Source organism: Gemmatirosa kalamazoonensis (assembly GCF_000522985.1).
GTDB classification, from domain to species: Bacteria; Gemmatimonadota; Gemmatimonadetes; order Gemmatimonadales; family Gemmatimonadaceae; genus Gemmatirosa; species Gemmatirosa kalamazoonensis.
Genome location: NZ_CP007130.1, coordinates 423,830 through 444,021, shown reverse-complemented (window position 1 = coordinate 444,021; position 20,192 = coordinate 423,830). Strand labels below are relative to the sequence as shown.

General features: G+C 74.6%; 18 protein-coding genes. 14 read left to right on the top strand and 4 right to left on the bottom strand.

Annotated features, from left to right (window positions below; genetic code table 11):
- The first annotated feature begins 9 nt into the window (after positions 1–9).
- On the top strand, positions 10–159 hold the full coding sequence (locus tag J421_RS33275; protein WP_158508987.1) for a hypothetical protein: 150 nt from the start codon (positions 10–12) through the stop codon (positions 157–159).
- 115 nt (positions 160–274) lie between these two features.
- Here the strand turns inward: J421_RS33275 and J421_RS29700 are convergent, their stop codons facing one another.
- The 4 genes from J421_RS29700 to J421_RS29685 form a co-directional block, all read right to left on the bottom strand.
- Complete coding sequence (locus J421_RS29700; protein WP_025414767.1) at positions 275–1,123, bottom strand: helix-turn-helix domain-containing protein; 849 nt, start codon at positions 1,121–1,123, stop codon at positions 275–277.
- Positions 1,124–1,188: 65 nt separating this feature from the next.
- Positions 1,189–2,295, bottom strand: coding sequence for a flavin-containing monooxygenase (locus J421_RS29695; RefSeq protein ID WP_104023495.1), 1,107 nt, complete (start codon positions 2,293–2,295; stop codon positions 1,189–1,191).
- A 51-nt stretch (positions 2,296–2,346) separates the two neighbouring features.
- Positions 2,347–3,021: a GNAT family N-acetyltransferase gene (locus J421_RS29690; RefSeq protein ID WP_025414765.1), complete on the bottom strand. Its 675-nt coding sequence runs from the start codon at positions 3,019–3,021 to the stop codon at positions 2,347–2,349.
- A 110-nt stretch (positions 3,022–3,131) separates the two neighbouring features.
- Entirely contained in the window at positions 3,132–4,025 is an 894-nt protein-coding gene (locus J421_RS29685; protein WP_025414764.1) for a LysR family transcriptional regulator, read from the bottom strand.
- 139 nt (positions 4,026–4,164) lie between these two features.
- Here J421_RS29685 and J421_RS29680 point away from each other — a divergent pair, with 139 nt between their 5' ends.
- The 13 genes from J421_RS29680 (at position 4,165) to cheB (ending at position 20,191) form a co-directional block, all read left to right on the top strand.
- Positions 4,165–5,457, top strand: a complete 1,293-nt coding sequence (locus tag J421_RS29680) for an MFS transporter (protein WP_025414763.1) — start codon at positions 4,165–4,167, stop codon at positions 5,455–5,457.
- A 115-nt stretch (positions 5,458–5,572) separates the two neighbouring features.
- Positions 5,573–8,299, top strand: coding sequence for a winged helix-turn-helix domain-containing protein (locus J421_RS34570; protein ID WP_025414762.1), 2,727 nt, complete (start codon positions 5,573–5,575; stop codon positions 8,297–8,299).
- Positions 8,300–8,426: 127 nt separating this feature from the next.
- Entirely contained in the window at positions 8,427–9,017 is a 591-nt protein-coding gene (locus J421_RS29670; RefSeq protein WP_025414761.1) for a hypothetical protein, read from the top strand.
- Entirely contained in the window at positions 9,014–9,718 is a 705-nt protein-coding gene (locus J421_RS29665; RefSeq protein ID WP_236646398.1) for a DUF2306 domain-containing protein, read from the top strand. Before J421_RS29670 ends, J421_RS29665 begins: the two co-directional genes overlap by 4 nt.
- Before the next feature lie 45 nt (positions 9,719–9,763).
- Positions 9,764–9,979 carry a hypothetical protein gene (locus J421_RS29660; RefSeq protein WP_025414759.1) on the top strand — a complete coding sequence of 72 codons (216 nt, stop codon included), beginning with the start codon at positions 9,764–9,766 and terminating at the stop codon, positions 9,977–9,979.
- Positions 9,976–10,530 (top strand): hypothetical protein, encoded by a 555-nt coding sequence (locus tag J421_RS29655; protein ID WP_025414758.1) that lies wholly within the window; start codon positions 9,976–9,978, stop codon positions 10,528–10,530. Before J421_RS29660 ends, J421_RS29655 begins: the two co-directional genes overlap by 4 nt.
- Before the next feature lie 113 nt (positions 10,531–10,643).
- The gene (locus tag J421_RS29650) at positions 10,644–11,024 is read left to right on the top strand and encodes a response regulator (protein ID WP_025414757.1); all 381 of its coding nucleotides are present in this window, start codon (positions 10,644–10,646) and stop codon (positions 11,022–11,024) included.
- On the top strand, positions 11,021–12,976 hold the full coding sequence (locus J421_RS29645; protein WP_025414756.1) for a chemotaxis protein CheA: 1,956 nt from the start codon (positions 11,021–11,023) through the stop codon (positions 12,974–12,976). Before J421_RS29650 ends, J421_RS29645 begins: the two co-directional genes overlap by 4 nt.
- Positions 12,977–12,991: 15 nt before the next feature.
- On the top strand, positions 12,992–13,477 hold the full coding sequence (locus tag J421_RS29640; RefSeq protein ID WP_025414755.1) for a chemotaxis protein CheW: 486 nt from the start codon (positions 12,992–12,994) through the stop codon (positions 13,475–13,477).
- 16 nt (positions 13,478–13,493) lie between these two features.
- Positions 13,494–15,560 carry a methyl-accepting chemotaxis protein gene (locus J421_RS29635; RefSeq protein WP_025414754.1) on the top strand — a complete coding sequence of 689 codons (2,067 nt, stop codon included), beginning with the start codon at positions 13,494–13,496 and terminating at the stop codon, positions 15,558–15,560.
- Entirely contained in the window at positions 15,557–18,235 is a 2,679-nt protein-coding gene (locus tag J421_RS29630) for a HEAT repeat domain-containing protein (protein ID WP_025414753.1), read from the top strand. Before J421_RS29635 ends, J421_RS29630 begins: the two co-directional genes overlap by 4 nt.
- 4 nt (positions 18,236–18,239) lie before the next feature.
- A complete protein-coding gene (locus tag J421_RS29625) occupies positions 18,240–19,127 on the top strand; it encodes a CheR family methyltransferase (protein ID WP_025414752.1) in 888 nt (295 codons plus the stop codon).
- The gene (gene cheB / locus J421_RS29620; protein ID WP_025414751.1) at positions 19,127–20,191 is read left to right on the top strand and encodes a chemotaxis-specific protein-glutamate methyltransferase CheB; all 1,065 of its coding nucleotides are present in this window, start codon (positions 19,127–19,129) and stop codon (positions 20,189–20,191) included. Before J421_RS29625 ends, cheB begins: the two co-directional genes overlap by 1 nt.
- Position 20,192 lies beyond the last annotated feature (1 nt).

Sequence of the window (20,192 nt, the reverse complement as noted above, 5' to 3'; positions counted from 1 at the left end):
CGTGAGACGGTGCGCTGCAGCCCGTGGCGTCACACGGCGCAGCCGCAGTTAGGCGGGCAGGCGCACACGTCGCAGCCGCATGCGCTGCCGCAGCAGCAGCGCGCGGCGTCGGTGGGCGCGGCGCCGGCGGTCGCGCCGCAGGCGCAGGTGGTCGCGTGACAGGACGTGCACGCGCACGACGTCGTGGAGCTGGTCATGGGATCCCTCGCGGTTCGGTGTTCGCGGCGCGGCGCCCGGCCTGTCCGGAAGCGGCGCGCCCGTCGTGAGCCTGACGTTAGGCCCGACGCGCCGGCACCGATTGAACGAAGGGGCTGACGTCGCGCGGCAGGGGCCCGAGCATCTGCATCGCCGACGGCGGGAAGCCGAACGTGCTGCGCGACGTGCGCGTGAGATGCGCCGCGTCCGCGAACCCCGCCGCGTGCGCGGCCGACGACAGCGTCTCGCCGCGCATGAGCAGCTCCCAGACGCGGAGGAAGCGGCGCCACAGCAGGTACGGCCGCAGCCCCATGCCGGTCTCCTCGACGAACAGGTGCCGGAAGCGCCCCGGCGACAGACACGCCTCGCTCGCGACCTCGTCGAGCGTCAGCGGCCGGTCGAGGTGCGACTTGATGTACGCGATCGCGCGCAGGATGCGCTCGTCGGAGGTCGTCGTCGGCGGCACGCCGCCGATGAGCGCGTGCACGACGCGTCGCGCCGCGTCGGCGACGTCGCGCTCCGTTCCACGCCCCTGCCACGCTCCTTCCCATGCGGCGAACAGCGGCGGCGCGAGCTCGGTCAGCACGGCGTCGGGCACGTGCGCGATGCCGCCCCGCAGGAAGCGCTCGACGAGCGCGCGCCCCTCGCGCGTCTCCGGCTCGACGAACAGCACCGCGTTCGGCTGCACGTGGGTCGCGTCCATGGAGTGCGGCTGCCGCGAGGGGATGATCGCGCCGCCGTACTCGATCCACGCCTCGGCGTCGTCGGTGCGGAAGCGGATGCCCGACGTGCGGCCGAACGCGATCTGGATGGCGTAGTGCGCGTGCACCGGCACCACGGCGCCGCCACGCCCGATCACCATGCAGCCGCCGTCCCACGGCACGAAGTGCCCCCGATACGGCGCCGCGCTGCCGCCTGCGTTGCCCATGCGCGCTCCCGATTCGTCGCCGCTCCGATTCTATCCCGCGGCGACGGAACGAACAACGCGCCCGCTCAGACGACGACCGCGCGGTCGACGCCGCGCAGCACCTGTTGGGCGACGTACGCCGCGTCCGCGCCGACGCCGCCGACGAGCGAGGAGGTCATGCGGTGCTGGAAGCGCAGTCCGACGAAGTAGAGTCCCGGCGCGTCCGTCGCGACGCCGCGCCGATGCCGCGGGCGCCCGTCCTCGTCGCAGATGGGCAGGTCGATCCAGTCGTAGTCCGGCAGGAAGCCGGTGCACCACACCACGACGCGCGGGTCGAGCACCGTGCCCTCGCACACGGGGAGCCCCCCGCGCTCGTCGGTGACGCGCCCGACGCGCGTGACGCCCGCATCCACCAGCGCGCGCTCCGGGATACCGATCAGCGCGTCGCCGCCGCTCCGCGCCCGCGCCCGCAGGCGGCGGCCGAGCCGCGTGTCGAGCGTGGCGCGCGTCATCATCGGCCAGATCCAGTCGAACAGGTCGCGGCCTAACAGTCGGCGCGGGAGGTGCCCCGTGTCGCGTCCGGCGAGCCACACCTTCCGGAACCGCGCCAGCTCGAGCGCGATCTGCGCACCCGAGTTGCCGGCGCCGACGACGAGCACCGGGCCGTCCGGCAGATCGAACGGGCTGCGGTACTGGCTCGAGTGGAGCTGGTGGATGCCCGGCGAGAGCCGCGTCGAGACGTTAGGCACCACGGGCCGCTGGAACGGACCGGTCGCCACCACGACGTGGTCGGCCTCGAACCGCGTGTCCCCCGCGTACGCGACGTAGCGGTCGCCGTCCCACGCGAGCGACTCGACGCGCGTCGCGTGGCGGATGGGCAGGTCGAACCGCTCCGCGTAGCGCTCCATGTAGTCCGCCACCTCGTCCTTGTCGGGGAGATGCGTGGGCGGGGCGGGGAAGACCATGCCGGGGAGCCCGCTGTACGCGGCGGGCGTGAACAGCCGCAGCGAGTCCCACCGCCGCCGCCACGCGTCGCCCGTGCGTCGCTCGGCGTCGAGGATCACGAAGTCGGCGTCGCGCGCGGCGAGATGATGGCCGACGGCGAGCCCCGCCTGCCCACCGCCGATGACGAGGGTCTCGTAGCGCTCCACGCGCGCGGCGGGGCGGAGATAGGGGTGTGCGGACGGGCGCATGCCGGCGGCTCCGGGACGTGTTGGGGTGGATGGCCTAACGGAACGCCGCGCTCAGGCCGCGCAGCCGGACTTCGGCACCTGGTAGTCGCACCGGCAGCTGCCCGGCGCGCACGACATGGCGCCGCGTCCCGCGCGCACGCACCGCCAGCACTGGGCGAGGTCGTCGTGCGCCTCGGGGAGGCCGAGCACGCGCGACGCGATGCGGCCGCCGCCGGGCACGAGCCCCTTCAGCGCCGCGCGGCCCGCGACGTCGAACGACAGCTCGGCGATGCTCACGAAGCCCGCCTTCCGGATGCCGGCGCCGGACGCGTGGTTCTCCGGCGCGTACGCGATCCAGAACCGCTCGGCCGGCGACGCGTCCGACGTGTCGCGCGACTCGTGGCGCACGATCGCGTCGAGCAGGCGCGGATAGATCCCGAGACCGCGGTGCGCCGCGAGCGTGACGAAGTTCCACAGATAGCGTTCGCCGCTCGGGATGCCGAAGCTGGAGCCGAGCTCCCCGATCTCGGCGCTGCGCGTCGCGACCCAGCCCCACGCCGCCGGCGTGCCGTCGTGCCACGCGACGTAGGCGCGATGGCCCGCCGCGAAGCGACGCGTCATCTCCTCCGGCGTGCGTCCCTGCATGGACGCCATGAACTCGGCGTCGTCCTCGCGTCGCACGAGGAGTCCCGGCAGCGGCTCGATGCTCGGCACGGGATCGCGACGATGGCGGGCGGCGAAGGGCATGGGGTGGTCCTCGGTCGGCGTGGCGCGCGATGGGGCGGGAACGCGCCTCACGGTACCGATCCACCACGCTCGCCGGCTTGAACGCAGGGGCTGACCTGCGTGCCGCCCCGTCAGGTCGCCGAGCAGCACTCCAGCACGAGACCGCGCAGCCATCGGTGCGCCGGGTCGGCGTGCAGCCGCGGATGCCAGAGCAGCGACACCGTCACCTCCGGCGACGGGAACGGCAGCGCGAAGCTGTGCATGCCCGCGCGCAGAACGCCGGTGTGCCGCTCGGGGACCGTCGCGATCAGATCGGATCCACGGGCGAGGGCGAGCGCCGCCGCGAAGCCGTCGACGATGGTGACGACGCGGCGCTCGATGCCTAACGGGGTCAGCGCCTCGTCGATCAGCCCGCGCTCCGATCCGCGCCGCGACACGGCGACGTGCCCGCCGGCGGCGTAGCGCTCCGCCGTCGGCTCGCTCTCGCTCAGCGGGTGTCCGGCGCGCACGGCGCCGACGAAGCGGTCGTGGAACAGCACGCGCGCGCGCAGCTCGGGACCGGTCGACTCCTCCACCACGCCGGTCTCGAGGTCGACCGAGCCGTCGCGGAGCGGCGTGCTCTCCTTGTCGGGCTTGCCCACGAAGCGCAGGCGCACGCCCGGCGCCTCCGCGACGACGCGGGCGACGAGTCCGGGGCCGAAGCTCTCCACGAACCCGTCGCTCGTGCGCAGCGTGAACGTCCGAACGAGGCTCGCGAGCTCGAGGCGCTCGGCGGGACGCAGCACCGCCGCGGCGTCCTCCACGACTCGCCCCACCCGCTCGCGGAGCTCCAGCGCCCGCGGCGTCGGCACGAGCCCTCGCCCGGCCCGCACGAGCAGCGGGTCGCCCGTCGTCGCGCGCAGCCGGGCGAGCGCGCGGCTCATGGCCGAGGGGCTGAGGCGCAGGCGCCGAGCGGCGCGGGCCACGCTCCCCTCGGTCAGCAGCACGTCGAGGGTGACGAGGAGGTTGAGGTCGGGGCGCGCCATCGGCCGAACATACCACGCGCGCGGCGAGATGTGGCGCCGCGTGCACGAATGACGTGCAACTCGTGCGCGTTCCGCCTCGGCTCGGACGGGCCTACCCTGCGGACGACTCCACTGCCGGAGTCGCTCTCCCGGAGGCTCCTTGCACACACTCGTCGACACCCCGCGCGCGGAGCGGTTTCCCGCCGTCGGCTGGGCCCTCGCCAGCCTGTCGCTGTCCACGCTGCTGTCCGCGCTCGGCACGAGCGTCGCCAACGTCGGCCTGCCGACGCTCGCCCGCGCGTTCGGCGCATCGTTCCAGGCCGTGCAGTGGGTCGTCGTCGCGTACCTGCTGGCCGTCACGACGCTCGTCGTCGGGGTCGCGCGGCTCGGTGACCTCGTCGGCCGGCGACGGCTGCTGCTGGCCGGCATCGCCACGTTCACCGCGGCCTCGCTGCTGTGCGGCCTCGCGCCCACGCTGCCGGCGCTGATCGCGGCGCGGGCCGCCCAGGGGCTCGGCGCGGCGGTCATGATGGCGCTCACCATCGCGTTCGTGCGCGACACGGTGCCGGACGCGCGCACCGGCAGCGCGATGGGGCTGCTCGGCACGATGTCCGCGCTCGGTACCGCGCTCGGTCCGTCGCTCGGCGGCGTGCTGATCGCCGGCGCGGGCTGGCGGGCGCTGTTCCTCGTCGACGTGCCGTTAGGCATCGTCGCGCTGCTGCTCGCGTACCGGCACCTGCCCGCCGTCGGACGCACGCGGACGACCGACCGCACCGCGTTCGCCCGCGCCGGGTCGGCGTTCCCGTCGATGCTGCGCGATCGGGTGCTCGGCGCGAGACTCGTGTCGAACGCGCTCGTCTCGACGGTGATGATGGCGACGCTGGTGGTGGGGCCGTTCCACCTCTCGCGTGCGCTCGGCCTGACGCCGGCGCTCGTCGGCCTCGCGCTGTCGGTCGGTCCGCTCGTCACCGCGGCGGCCGGCGTGCCCGCGGGTCGCGCCGCCGACCGCTTCGGCACGCGCGTGGCGACGCTCGTCGGACTCGGCGCGATGGCGGTCGGCGCCGCGCTCGCGTGCGCGTCGCCCGTGGCGTTAGGCATCCCCGGCTGGGTCGGCCCGATCGCCATCGTGACCGTCGGCTACGCGCTGTTCCAGACCGCGAACAACACGGCCGTGATGGCGGACGCGGAGGCCGGACAGCGCGGCGTCGTCGCGGGCTTGCTCACGCTGTCGCGGAACCTCGGCCTCGTCAGCGGCGCGTCCGTCATGGGCGCCGTGTTCGCGCTCGCCTCGGGCGCGACGGACGTGGCGACGGCGCCGCCCGCCGCGGTCGCCACGGGCATGCGCGTCACGTTCGGCGTCGCGGCCGCGCTGATCGTCGTCGCGCTCGCGGTCTCGGCGTCGGCACGCGTGCGTCGCGCACCGGTGGCGCGGACCTGCGCGAATGCGGCCTAACGGCCGTGCCCTCTGGCGATGACGCGCTCCCACCTGCACCCTTCGACACCCCGCCCAGTCCTCGCCACTTCTCCTCCGGCCGAGCGTGTCTCCGTCCCGTCCCGCACGCCTCGCGTTGCTGTCCAGCGCCGCACCGGAGCGCTCGCCGGGGCTGCTGGAGACCAAGCTCTACGTGCCGCGGTCGCGCGCCGATCTCGTCGCGCGCCCCAGGCTGGTCGGGCGGCTGCGGCACGGCGCGGCGGGCAAGCTCACGCTCGTCGTGGCGCCCGCGGGCTTCGGCAAGACGACGCTGCTCGCCGCCTGGCTCGCGGAGTCGGCCGACCGCGCCGGCTGGGTGTCGCTCGACGCGACCGAGAACGACCCCGCGCTGTTCTGGGCGTACGTCGTGAGAGCGCTGCAGCAGGTGGATCCGACCGTCGGCCGGCACGCGCTCGTGGAACTGCAGTCGCCCCGACCGCCGGCGATCGAGACGATCCTCACGTCGCTCATCAACGACGTCGATGCCGTCGACGACGACTGCATGCTCGTGCTCGACGACTACCACGTCGTCGACGCCGCGCCCATCCACGCCGCGGTGGCGTTCCTGCTCGATCATCTCCCGCCGCGGATGCACGTCGTCGTCGCCAGCCGCGCCGAGCCGCCGCTGCCGCTCGCGCGGCTGCGGGCGCGCGGCGAGCTGACCGAGCTGCGCGCCGCCGACCTGCGGTTCACGCCGGACGAGGTGTCGGCCTACCTCAACGAAGTGATGGCGCTGGGCCTCACCACGACCGACACCACGACGCTCGAGCGGCGCACCGAGGGCTGGATCGCGGGGCTCAAGCTCGCCGCGCTGTCGATGCAGGGGCGTGAGGACGTGCGCGCGTTCGTCGACGGGTTCTCCGGCGATCACCGTTTCGTCGCCGACTATCTCGTCGACGAGGTGTTGAGCACGGAGCCCGACCACGTGCGGCGGTTCCTGTTAGGCACCGCGATCCTGAGCCGGCTCAGCGGCCCGCTGTGCGACACCGTCACCGGCGAGCACGGATCCCAGGCGCTGCTCGAGAGCCTGGAGCGGCGGAACCTGTTCGTCGTCGCGCTCGACGATCGGCGCGAATGGTTCCGCTATCATCATCTCTTCGCGGACGTGCTGCAGACGCACGCGATGCGCGAGGATCCCGAGCGTGCGCGTGCGTCGCATCGCCGCGCGAGCGCGTGGTTCGAGCACGCCGGCGCGTCGGCCGACGCCGTTCGCCACGCGTTCGCCGCCGAGGACTGGGAGCGCGCGGCGCGGCTGCTGGAAACCGCGTGGCCGGAGAAGGATCGGAGCTACCAGTCCGCGCAGTGGCTGGGCCGGGTGAAGTCGCTCCCCGACGCCGTGGTGCGCGCGAGGCCGGTGCTGAGCATGGGCTACGCGTGGGCGCTGCTGAACGGCGGCGAGCTGGAGGCGGCCGAGCCGAGGCTGCGGGACGTGGAGCGGTGGCTCGCCGCGACGAACGGCGCGGAGATGATCGTCGACGACGAGGCGCGATTCCGGACGCTGTCCTTCGAGCTCGCGTCGGCGCGCGTCTATCTCGTGCAGGCGCGCGGCGACGTGCCCGGGACCGTGGAGCACGCGCGGCGCGCGCTCGACCTGACACCGTCGGGCGACGCCGCGGCGCGCGCGACCGCCACCGCGCTGCTCGCGCTCGCGCACTGGGCGCACGGCGACCTCGAAGCGACCTACCGCACGTTCTCCGACGCGCTCGCGCTCATGCGCGCGGCGGGCCACGCGCTCGACGCCATCCGCGGGACCTTCGTCCTCGGCGACGTGCGGGCGACGCAGGGCCGTCTTCGCGAGGCGGCGGCGATCTACGAGGACGGGCTGCGGCAGGCGGCGCACACCGCGACCGCTCATGCCGAGACGGACGAGCTGCATCTCGGCCTCAGCGAGCTGCATCGCGAGCGCGGCGACGTGGAGGCGGCGTTGGGCCACCTGCGCACGATCGCCGCGTCGGCGGAGCAGCGCGCGCACGCGGGCAACCGGCAGCGGTGGTGCACCGCGATGGCCCGCGTGCGCGAGTCGTGCGGCGATCCGTCGGGCGCGCTCGCGCTGCTCGACGAGGCCGCGTCGCACGACGTCCGCAGCCCGATCCCGCGGGTGCGCCCGATCGCCGCGATGAAGGCGCGTGTCTGGCTCTCGCAGGGAAGGCTGGCCGAGGCGATGGAGTGGGTCGCGCAGCGCGGCCTGACGGTGCGCGACGATCTCGCGTACGCGCGCGAGTTCGAGCACGTCACGCTCGCGAGAGTGCTCATCGCCCGACACGAGACGGGCGCGGACGAGCTTTCCGCGCACGACGCCGTGCGGCTGCTCGAGCGCCTGACGGACGCGGCGGAGGCGGGCGGACGCACGGGAAGCGTCATCGAGACGCTCGCGCTGCAGTCGCTCGCCCATCGCGCGCTCGGCGACGTGCGCGGCGCGCTCCGTCCGCTGGAGCGCGCGCTCGCGCTGGCGGAGCCCGCGGGCTACCTGCGCGTGTTCGTCGACGAAGGGCGGCGCATGCGCGACCTGCTCCGCCACGCGGCCGCCCGCGGCATCGGCGATGGCGAGTACACTCGGCGGCTGCTCGCCGCGTTCGACGCGCCGGCGCCGTCCGAAGCGGCTCCCGCACCGATCGCGGACGTCGGGCCCGGCCAGGCGCTCACGACGCGCGAGCTCGAGGTCCTGCGTCTCATCGCGGCGGGGCTGCGCAACCAGGAGATCGCAAATCAGCTCTCCATCAGCCAGGCGACGGTGAAGCGTCACGTCGCGAACGCGTACGCCAAGCTCGGCGTGGGGCACCGGACGGAGGCGCTCGCGCGGGCGAAGGAGCTGCGGCTGCTGTAGCCGCGGCGGGTCTACACCCCCCGACTACACCCCCCTCTGCACCTTTCGGTCGATTCGACGGGCGGGCGACTCCCGCAGCTTGGCTGGCGTCGGGACCACACACCACGCCAACACGGGAGCCGCCGCCATGACCGCTCGCTCGCTGTTCACCGCCGCGCTGGCCTGCACGATCGTCAGCCCCCTCGCCGCGCAGACCGCCGAGTCGCACGCCAAGCAGTCGCGGTGGGAGCTTCTCGTGCCCACCGGGACCATGCTGCCGACCGGTGCCCAGCGGGACGCGATCAAGCGCGGCAACATGAACGCCGTCCAGCTCTCCTACGTCGTGCGCCCGACGCTCGCCGTGACGGCCACCGTCGGCTGGGCGCGCAGCCGCGACGTCGCCGCCGCCTCGCAGCCGAAGCTCGACGTGTTCACCTATGACGTCGGCGCCGAAGCGCGCGCCCCGCGGTGGATCGCGGGCCACGGCGTGACGTTCGCGCCGTTCGCGGGCATCGGCGCGGGCGCGCGGAGCTACGACTATCGCAGCCTGGACGTCGACGCGCGGCACGACGTCGCGGCGTACGGCGCCGTCGGCGGCGAGATCGGCGTGCGCCGCATCCGGCTGCGCCTCGAGACGCGCGACTACGTGACCGGCTTCAAGCCGTTGAACGGTCCCGGCGCCGCGGACGCGCGCAACGACCTCGTCGTGATGGCCGGGCTGCGCCTGGTGCGGCGATGAGCGCGCGCGCCATGCCGGTCTCCAACCGCGCCGCGTGGCGCGTGCCGGCGCTGCTGGTGGTGTTGAGCCTCGTGCCGGCTGCGGCCGGCACGGCCAGGCTCGTCGAGCTGGCGCGCGGTGCGGCCGTCACCGTCGAGAACGCGCGGTTCTTCGCGCACCCGCTGCCGGTCGTGCTCCACGTGTTCGCCGTGATCCCGTTCAGCATCCTCGGCGCGTTCCAGTTCGCGCCCGCCTTCCGTCGGCGGCATCGCGGCTGGCACCGCGCGGCCGGGCGCGTGCTCGGCGTGTGCGGGCTGGTGGCCGCGCTCACGGGGCTGTGGATGGCGCAGTTCTATCCGTGGCCCGCCGGCGACGGCGTGGGCGTCTACCTCGAGCGCCTCGTGTTCGGCTCGGCCATGGTGGCGTCGATGGTGCTCGCGCTCGACGCGGTGCGCCGCCGCGACTTCGCGGCGCACGGGGCGTGGATGACGCGCGCCTACGCGATCGGCATGGGCGCCGGCACGCAGGTGCTGACGCACCTCCCGTGGGCGCTGCTCGCGCACGGCAAGCCGAGCGAGCTGCCGCGTGCGGTGATGATGGGCGCCGGCTGGGTGATCAACGTCGTCGTCGCGGAGTGGATCATCCGACGCGGACGGCGGCGCCTCGCTCATGAGCCCCGAGGTGCCGCTCGGCTTCCAGCAGCCGTGAGGGGGCCCGCGTGACGCCCTGTTGACGGGCCAGTGACGGGCCCCGCGCATCGTGACGGCATGATCATTCTCACCGCCGCCGACTGCGAGCGCCTCATCCTCGCACTGCTCGATAATCAGCCGCTGAGCGCGGAGGACCGCCGCGCCCTCATCCTCGAGCTGGTCGCCGCGCGCCGCCGCGCGCTCGACCATTCCGCGTCGAATCCGGCCGACGAGCTGCCGTCGCGGGATCCTCCGCGACGACGGTGGACGTTCGTGACGGAGGCGCGAGGATGAGACACTCCACGCTCACGACGACGGCGCTCCGCGTGCTGCTCGTGCTCGCGGCGGGCGCCGCCTGCGACCGCTGGATGGCCGGCGGCGCGACGTATCGCGTCGGGCACGACATCGTGGTGTGGCACCAGCCGCCCGCGCACCCCGGCGGGTTCCTGCCGTGGGCCTTCCGCGTCACGACGCCGCGCGCCGGCGAGACGTACGTCGCGCTGGAGCGCGTCGGGTCGGACCCGCAGGTCCTCGCCGAGGCCCCACTGCCGTCGGGGGCGAAGTGGGTGCCCCTCACCCTGGACGTCGACCCGCAGCGGCGCGCGGTCCTGCGCGTGGGAACGCGGACCCGGTTCGACGTGGCGGCGCCGCTGCCGCTCTGCTGCGACGGCCCGAGCCGGTTCGTGGCCAACCCGAACGTGCTGCCGCAGGACTCGGTCGGGGCGATCGTGCTGCAGTACGCGATCTCCGAGCGCCTGGCGGCGAGCGACTCAGGCTCGTTCGCGACGGCGCGGCGCGTCGAGGGGGCGAGCTACCTCCGCCTGCGCTTCGGCGTGCGGCGCTGAGCCGCTCGCGCCGCGCCGGAGGGAGAGCGGGGCACCGGTAGTCGCGGGTAGGGGCGCGCTGTAGCTTGTGGCGACAGCTTCGTCCGTTTCTCCCCGTCGCCGTCCATGCCCGCATGCGAACGATCCTGGTCGTGGACGACTCGCCCACCATGCGGCGCATGATCATGGCGTCGCTGCGGGAGCTCGGCGACGTCACGTTCGACCAGGCCGCGAGCGGGCTCGAGGCCATCGAGCGGCTGGCGCTCGTGCCGGTCGACCTCGTGGTGCTCGACCTGAACATGCCGGACGTGCACGGGCTCGAGGTGCTGCGCTTCATGCGCACGAACGAGCGCTTCCGCGCGCTGCCGGTGGTCGTCGTCACGACGCGCGGTGACGACGAGAGCCGCGCCAGCGCCCTGCGCGAGGGCGCGACGCGCTATCTCACGAAGCCGTTCCAGCCGGCCACGTTCGCGCCCGAGATCCGCGCGCTGCTGGACGCGGGTAGCCGCGCGTGACCGGCGGCGCGTTCTTCGATCAGTTCATCGAGGACTACTACGCCGAGTGCGACGAGCACCTCGCGGTCGTTAGGCGCTCCCTGCTCGACCTCGAGGCGACCGCGCCGGCGCACGCGCCGGATCCGCGGATCCTGCGCGACCTGTTCCGGAGCCTGCACACGCTGAAGGGCCTCTCCGGCATGGTCGGCGACGTTAGCGCGGAGCGCGTCGCGCACGCGCTCGAGGGCGCCCTGCGCTCCGCGGAGCACGGTGCGTCGCCGCCGGCGCCGGGGTTCGTGGACGCGCTGTTCGCGGGGGCGGAGCTGCTCGAGCAGTGCATCGCCGCGCGCCGCACCGGAGCGGGCGTGCCGGACGTGACCGCGGCCGTCGCCGCGCTCGCGCGGATCGCGCCGCTCGCACGCGCCCCGACCGACGAGCCTCGGCCGCCCGGCATCGATGAGCCGGTCGATGGCGACGTCGACGGCACCGTGTACCACTTCGAGTTCGTGCCGAGCGTCGATCTCGCCCAGCGCGGCATCGGCGTGGACGCCGTGCGCGCGCGCCTGCGGTCGCTCGGCGCGCTGCTCGACGCGAAGCCGCGCATGGTCGATGGGGGCCTGGTGTTCGACTTCTGGGTCGAGGTGCCGTCGGCGAGCGCGCCGGACGAGGCGTGGTCCGCGGACGGACTGCGGTGGACCGTCGGCGTGACGCACGCACCACCGCCGCCGGTCGTGGGGTCGGAGGCGCCGATGCCCGCGCCGTCCGCGGCGAGCGTCGTCCGCGTCGACCTCGCGCGGCTGGACGGCGTCATGCGGCTCGTCGGCGAGCTGGTGGTCAGCCGCTCGCGGCTCGACGACGTGCTGCGGCAGGCGGCCGGCGGCGATCTCGCGAGCGTGCGCGACGCGCTCGAGGAGACCAACGCGGTGATGGAGCGCCAGCTCCGACGGCTGCGCGAGAGCGTGACGCGCATCCGGCTCGTGCCGGTCGGCGAGGTGTTCGAGCGGCTCCGGTTCGCGGCGCGCGACGCGATTCGCGAGTCGGGCAAGCGCGTCGCGCTCGAGTTCCACGGACAGAGCACGGAGATCGACAAGGTCGTCGTCGACCGGATGCTGGAGCCGTTGCTGCACCTCGTGCGCAACGCGGTGAGCCACGGCATCGAGCCGCCGGAGGAGCGCCGCGCGCGGGGCAAGCCGCCGGAGGGGCGCCTGACGCTCCGCGCCGCCGCGGCCGGCGACCGCATCCGCATCGAGGTCGAGGACGACGGCGCGGGCATCGACGTCGAGCGCGTGGCCGCCCGCGCGCACGCACGCGGGCTGCTCGCGGCCGGGGAGACGCTGTCGTCGGATCGTCTGCTCGACGTGCTGTGCGCGCCCGGCTTCTCGACGCGCGACGAGGCGGACATGACGAGCGGGCGTGGCGTGGGCATGGACGTCGTGCGGTCCGCGGTGCGCGCGCTCTCCGGCGAGCTCACGCTCGAGTCGACGCCGGGCCGCGGCACCCGGTTCGCCGTCGACCTCCCGCTCACGCTGATGATCCTCGACGCGCTGCTCGTCGAGATCGGGGGCCAGCAGATGGCCGTGCCGCAGCCCGCGCTGCGCGAGATCCTCCGCGTGGAGCGCACGTCGATCGTGCCGTTCGAGAACAACGACGTGATCGCGTACCGCGGCGGGGTGCTCCCGATCGTGAGCCTGTCGCGGCTGTTCGGGCTGCACGATGCGCGCGGCACCGACGTCTACGTGCTCGTCGTCGGCAGCGACGCGGTGCCGATGGGCCTGACGGTCGACCGCCTGCTCGGCCTCCGCGAGATCGTCGTGCAGTCGGTCACCGATCCGCTCGTGTCGGTGCCCGGCGTCGCCGGCGCCACGGAGCTCGGCGACGGCCGCGTCAGCCTGATCCTCGACGCGGCCGCGCTGCTGCGCGAGGCGGAGGCGCGACGTGCGCATCGCCCGCGCGAGCGACGTCTCGTCTCGTAGCCCGAGGTCCGACGCATGACGATCCATCCGAGCGGCAGCGAGTCGTACGTGCTCTTCGAGCTCGCCGGCGCCACCTACGCGCTGCGCAGCGACGACGTGCTGCAGCTGGAGATGGCCGGCACGCCGACGCCGGTGCCCAACGCGCCGGCGTACGTCGACGGCGTCGTGTCCGTGCGCGGGCAGGTCATTCCCGCGGTGAGCCTGCGCGCGCGGTTCGGGTTCCCGCGCGTGGCGCACGACCTCCGCAGCCGGCTCGTCGTCGTGCACGCGCAAGGACGCACGGTGGGGCTGCTCGTCGACAGCGCACGCGAGTTCGCGAGCATCGATCCGGAGCTCGTGAAGCCGCTGCCCGAGGGCATCGCCGGCACCACCGGCCGGTACCTGCGCGGCATCGCCCAGCAGGGCGACCGCCTCATGCTCATCGTCGACGTCACCGAGCTGCTCGCCGTCGACATCGAGCCCACAGACGCTCCCGCCGCGGACGACGCGGCGTCCACGTGAGAGGGGAGAGAGACCGATGGCATTCTGGACACGCGACCCCCAGCACCCGACCGGCGCCGCGAACGGCGGCAGCCCGTTAGGCGGTCCCTCGTCGGCGCCGCCCGTCGTCACGAACGACGCGCTGCGCGCCGCGGTGATCCTCTGGCAGGCGGGCGAGGCGCAGGCGCGTCTCGTCGACGGCGCCGTCACCGGCGCGACGGAGGTGGCGGAATCGCTCCGCCAGACCGCCGCGCAGGCCGAGTCGATCGCGACGTCGGGCGAGGAGCTGGCCTCGTCGGCGAACGAGTTCGCGGCGTCGATCGAGGAGATGACGGCGGGCGCCGCGAGCCTCGCGGCGTCGGTCGCCGAGACGGGCGCCTCGGTGGAGCAGACGAGCCGCTCGATCGCCGCCGTCGCCGCGACGGCCACCGAGATGACGACGATCGCGACCGCGGTGGCCGGCGGCATGACGGAGATGGCCGCGTCGGTGAAGTCGGTCACCACGGACACCGAGGGGCTGGCGTCGTCGGTGGCGCAGATCGCCGCGTCCATGGAGGAGACGACGCGCTCGGTCGAGGGCGTGCGCGGCAACGCCGACGACCTCGCGGCGGCGGCCGAGCAGACGTCGCGCTCCATGGCGTCGATGGCGTCGTCGGTCGAGCAGGTGACGGCGAGCGCCGAGCACATGACCGGGCTCGCCGAGCAGGTCGCGACATCGGTGGAGGAGAGCGCGCGGTCGGTCGAGGGCGTCGCCCGCAACGCCGAGGCGATCACGCGCGCCGCGGAGAGCGCCGCCACGAGCGCCACGCAGCTCGACCGCTCGATGCGCAGCGTGGCGTCGCTGACGGCCGAGGCCACGGAGATCTCGCGCCGCGCCACGCGCGACGCGGAGGAGGGCGGGACGGCGGTGCAGCGCTCGATGGAGGGGATGACGCGCGTGCGCTCCGCGATGGTGGAGTCGGCGTCGGTCGTGAAGGAGGTCGGGCGCCGCACGGCGGACATCAGCTCCATCGTCGACACGATCAACCTGATCGCCGAGCGCACGAACCTGCTCTCGCTCAACGCGTCCATCGAGGCGGCGCGCGCCGGCGAGGCGGGGCGCGGCTTCGCCGTGGTGGCCGAGGAGATCCGCAATCTCGCCGACCGGTCGGCGAAGGCGACCGCCGACATCGCGTCGATCATCCGCGGGCTGCAGGCGGTCGTCCAGGAAGCGGTGTCGTCGACCACCGAAGGGCAGCGCGTCGCGGACGAGAGCGGCCGGCTCGCCGAGGAGGGAGCGGCGGGGCTGAAGCGCATCATCAGCGGCATCGAGCAGAGCTCCGCGCGCGTCGCGCAGATCGAGCGTGCCACGCAGGAGCAGCTCGGCGCGACGCAGAACCTCGTGGCGGTGGTGAGCACCGCGACCACCCAGGTGCGTCAGGTCTCGGTCGCGACCGCCGAGCAGGCCGGCGTGCTCCAGGGCCTCGTGCGCACGACTGGGCAGATGCGCGTCGCCGCGCGCGAGGTGACGCAGGCCATGAAGGATCAGGAGCGATCGTCCGCCGAGATCGTGCAGGCCGCGCAGGGCAGCGCCTCGCTCGCGACGCAGGTGAGGCGCGCGATGGTGGAGCAGGCGCGGGCGGTGGTGGAGGCGTCGCAGGCGGTGGAGAGCGTCCGCCGCGTGGCGACGAACACGTCGCGCGCGCTCGCCGAGCAGTCCGCCGCCGGCGAGATGGTGTCGCGCGAGGCCGAGCGGTTCCGCCGCACGAGCGAGCGGGTGAGCACGGCGATGGCGGAGCAGGCGGCCGCCGTCGGACAGATCGCGCAGGCCGCGCAGGACATGCGGCGGCAGTCGGAGCAGACGACGAAGGGGCTCGCCGAGCAGGGGCGCGCCGCGGCGGACATCGCCAGCGCGACGCACAACGTGTCGAAGCAGATCGGTCTCATCGTGCGCGCGAACCGCGAGCAGTCGGACGCCGCGGCCGCGTCGCTCGAGACGCTGCACGAGCTCCGGCGCCTGAGCGACCGCGCGGCCGAGTCGATCGGCGAGACCGGCGTCAGGCAGCTGGCCGACCGCGCGCGGGCGGGCGGTCCGCCCGACGGGCCTCCCACCGCTCGCCGGTGAGCGTCGCCACCGGATCGGTCGGCGTCTTCACGACCGACCTCGCGCTCGTCGTGCGGTCGTGGGACGCGTGGCTCGCTGCGGCCACGGGGGTCGACGAATCCGAGGCCTACGGTCGGCCGCTCGCGGAGCTGTTCCCCGACCTCGACGCGCGCGGGCATCTCGCGCGTCTCCGCCGCGTCGCCGACTCGGGCGTCGTGCAGGTGCTCGCGCCCGCGTTCCACGAGTATCTGCTCGCCTGCCCGCCGCGCACGGCGTCCGCGCGCTTCGCGCGCATGCAGCAGCACGTGACGATCGCTCCACTGCGCGACGGCGAGACGATCGTGGGCGTGACCGTCACCGTCGAGGACGTGACCGCGCGCCGCGACCGCGAGCGCGAGCTGGCCGAGGAGCTCCGGAGCCCGGACGATCTGGTGCGTCTGCGCGCCGTGCGCGCGCTCGACACCGAGGCGGCCGCGCCGGAGCCGCTCGCCGGCGCGCTCGGCGACAGCAGCTGGCGCGTCCGGCGCGCCGCGGCCGAAGGGCTCGCGCGGGTGCCGGACGACGGCGTCGTCGACCTGCTGCTGTCCGCGCTGCGCGAGCGGCACCGGGATCCGGGCGTCCTCAACGCCGCGCTCACGGCGCTGGCCCGCGCCCACCACGACGTCGTGCCGCCGCTGGTGCAGCTGCTCGACGCCGCCGGGTCGGACGCCGAGCTCCGGACGTACGTCATCCTGGCCCTCGGGCTCCTGCAGGACGTGCGGGCCGTGCCGGTGCTGATCCGCGCGCTCGCCGATGTCGACGCGAACGTGCGGTTCCACGCGATCGAGGCGCTCGGACGCATCCGCTCGCGTGCCGCGGCGCTCCCGGTGGCCGAGGTGGCGGAGTCGCGCGACTTCTCGGTGGCGTTCGCGGCGCTCGACACGCTGGCGGCGATCGGCGAGCCCTCGGTCGCCCCGCGTCTCCTGCCGCTGCTCGACGACGAGCTGCTGCAGCCGGCGGTGGTCGACGCGCTCGCGCGGCTCGGCGGCGAGGATGCGGTCGCCCCGCTCACGGCGCTGCTCGACCAGCCAGGGTCGCCCACGCTCGCCGTCGCGGTGGCGCTCGCGACGCTGCACGCGCGTCTCGACGCAACCGGCGCGAGCACCGGAGGAATCGCCGAGTTCGTGCGCGCGGTCGCGCCGGCCGGCGCGTCGCGATCGCTGCTCGGCGCGCTGCCCACCGCGGGCGAGGCGGAGCGCGCCGCGGCGGTGACGGTCCTCGGCTGGCTCTCCGTCGAGGGGATGGAGACGACCCTCGCCGCGCTCCTCGCCCACCCCGACGCGTGCCGCGCCGTGGTCGACGTGCTGGTGCAGCGGGGCGCGGCCGCCGTGGACCCGCTGCTCGACGCGCTGACGCAGGACGACGACGGGGTGCGGAAGGCGGCCGCCGCGGCGCTCGGCCGGATCGGATCGGCGGCCGCGGTGCCGGCGCTCGTCGCGCTGCTGGACGACGCACCGGAGGTCGCGGTCGTCGCGGCGGGCGCGCTCGGGAGCATCGGCGACCGGCGCGCGTTCGAGCCGTTGATCGCGCGGCTGGACGACCCGCACGCGGCGGTTCGCCAGGCCGCGGTCGGGGCGCTCCACTCCCTCGGGCATCCGGAGTCGTCGGCCCGGGTCGTCGTGCTGCTCGCCGACCCGTCGCCGCGCGTGCGCGAGGCGGCGGCGCGGATGGCCGGCTACTTCGCGTTCGCGGCCTGCGTCGAGCCGCTGCTGTCGCTGCGCCACGACGACGACGAGGCCGTGCGGCGCGCCGCCGTCGAGCAGCTCGTGCAGTTCGACGACCCGCGCGCCCGCGAGGCGCTCGGCGAGGCGCTCGCCGACGACACGCCGAGCACGCGCGCGGCCGCGGCCCGCGCGCTGTCGCACGTCGCGCCGGCCGACGCGGTGCCCGGCCTGCTCGCGGCGCTGCGCGATCCCGACCCGTGGGTGCGCTACTACGCCGCCCGCTCCGCGGGCCGGCTGCGGACCGACCAGGCGCTTCCGGAGCTGCTGCGGCTCGCGGTCGGCGACGACGCTCCGCCGGTCCGCATCGCCGCGGTGGACGCGCTCGGCGAGATCGGATCCGAGGACGAGCTACGGAAGTTGGTACCGCTCGCCGCCGATCCCGAGCCGCTCGTCGCGCGGGCGGCGCTGCTCGCGCTCGGCGGGTCCAGCGACCCGGCCACGCTCGCGCCGCTCGTGGCCGCGCTCGACGGAGACGATCGCGCGACGGCCGTGGCGGCGCTGGACGCGCTCGTCCGGCGCGCCGATCCGCGCGCCGCGTCGGCGGTCGCGTCGTTCGCGCGGGCGAGCGACGTGCCCGACGTGTGGACGCGCGCGCTGCACGCGCTCGAGCGGATGGGCGGCGTCGACGCGATCGCGGCGCTCGTCGGGATCGCGGCCGATCCGGTGCGCACCGCGGCGGCGGTGGAGGCGCTCGCCGGCGTGGGGGAGCGCGACGCGGCGTGGGTGGCGCGCGGGCTCGATGACGCCGACGTCCACGTGCGGTGCGCGGTGGTGGAGGCGTTAGGCCGCAGCCCGCACGCGGCCGCCGCGCCGCTGCTCGCCGCCGCGCTGCACGACGAGTCTCCCGCCGTGCGCACCGCGGCCGCTCACGCGCTCGCCCAGCGCGACCTGCGCTCGGCCCGGACGACGGACGCGCGTTCGGTGAGCGGCTGACCGCGTGCGCGACTTCGATGAGGGGCGACGCGGCGGATCCGGCTACGGCCCCGAGGTCCTCGGCATCTCGGACTCGGCGTTCGTGCTGCTGCGGGACCTCATCGCGCAGCGCATCGGCGTCCACTTCGGGGACGACAAGCGCGACCTGCTGGCCGACAAGCTGTCCGATCTGCTCGCGGCGCGCGGCATGACGTCGTACCTCGACTACTACTTTCTGCTGCGGTACGACGCCGGTGCCGACCGCCACTGGGCCGAGCTCACCGACCGGCTCTCGGTGCCGGAAACGTTCTTCTGGCGACAGCCGGAGCAGTTCCTCGCGCTCGCCGACGTCGTCGCCCCGCGGCACTTCGAGCGGCGCGGCAGCGCGCCGCTGCGCATCTGGAGCGCGGCGTGCTGCACGGGCGAGGAGCCGCTCAGCATCGCCATCGCGCTCGCCGAGGCGGGGCTGCTGCACCGACGCCCCGTGGAGATCGTCGCCAGCGACGCGAGCCGCGCGATGGTCGACCGCGCGCGCGCGGGACTCTACGGCGAACGCTCGTTCCGCAACCTGCCGGTGGCGCTGCGCGACCGCTACTTCCGTCGCGAGGGTGCGGCGTGGCGGGTGGACCCGCACCTGCATGGACGGATTCGCTGGACGACGGCGAATCTCGTCGCGCCGGAGGAGGTGCGGCCGCTCGCGCGGGCCGACGTCATCTTCTGCCGCAACGTGCTGATCTACTTCTCCGACGAGACGATCACGCGTGTCGCACGGCAGTTCGCGGAGGGGCTCGCCGACGACGGGCATCTCTTCCTCGGCGCGTCGGAGTCGCTGACCCGGCTGGAGACCGACTTCGAGCTGGCGGACGTCGCCGGCGCGTTCGCGTACGTGAAGGGACGAGTTCAGAGGAATTGATGCCGAAGCGGATCCGTGTGCTGGTCGTCGACGATTCCGCCTTCGTGCGCAAGGTCGTCTCGCAGATGCTCGCCCGCAGCGCGTCGATCGAGGTCGTGGGCACCGCGCGCGACGGCGAGGATGCGCTCGATCTCACGGCTCGACTCGAGCCCGACGTCGTCACGCTGGACCTCATGATGCCGCGCATGAACGGCGTCGAGTTCCTGCGCGCGCAGGCGAAGCGGCGCGTCGTGCCGGTGGTGATCTGCAGCATCGCCGGCGAGTCGGGCGCGATGGCGCTCGAGGCGTTCGAGGCGGGGGCCGTGGAGTTCGTGCAGAAGCCGACCGCGCTGGCGAGCGACCGCGTCTACGAGATCGCCGACGAGCTGATCGCGAAGGTGGAGGCGGCGTCGCGCGCATCGGTCGGCCGCGCGCCCGCCGACGCCCATCCCGACGCCCAAGTGCCGGGAACCGACGTCCACGGGCCGGTGCTCGCGCGACGCGCCGGAGCGACCGCGGCCGACCTGGTCGTGCTTGGCATCTCGACTGGCGGACCGCAGGCGCTGCGTTATCTCATCCCGCGGTTGCCGGCGAGCTTTCCGGTCCCGGTCGCCATGGTGCTGCACATGCCGGTGGGATACACTGCGATGTACGCTGAACGCCTGAACGACATCTCGCCGCTCGAGGTCGTCGAGGCAGCGGACGGCGACGTGCTGCGGCCGGGCGTCGTCTGGCTGGCGCCGGCCGGCCGGCACCTCACCTTCGTCCGAGACCCCGACACCGTGATCCGCGCGCACCTCGACCTGCGCCCGCTCGACACCCCGCACCGCCCCGCCGTCGACGTCCTGTTCCAGTCCGCCGCCGCGGTGTTCGGGCCGCGCGTGCTCGGCGTCGTGATGACGGGCATGGGGAACGACGGACTGTTGGGCGCGGCGCACATCAAGGCGCAGGGCGGCCGGATCGTCACCGAGGCGGAGTCGTCGTGCGTCGTGTACGGGATGCCGCGCGCGGTGGCCGAGGCGTCGCTGAGTGACCGCAGCGCGACGCTCGAGGAGATGGCGGGCACGATCGCGGAGCTGATCTGAG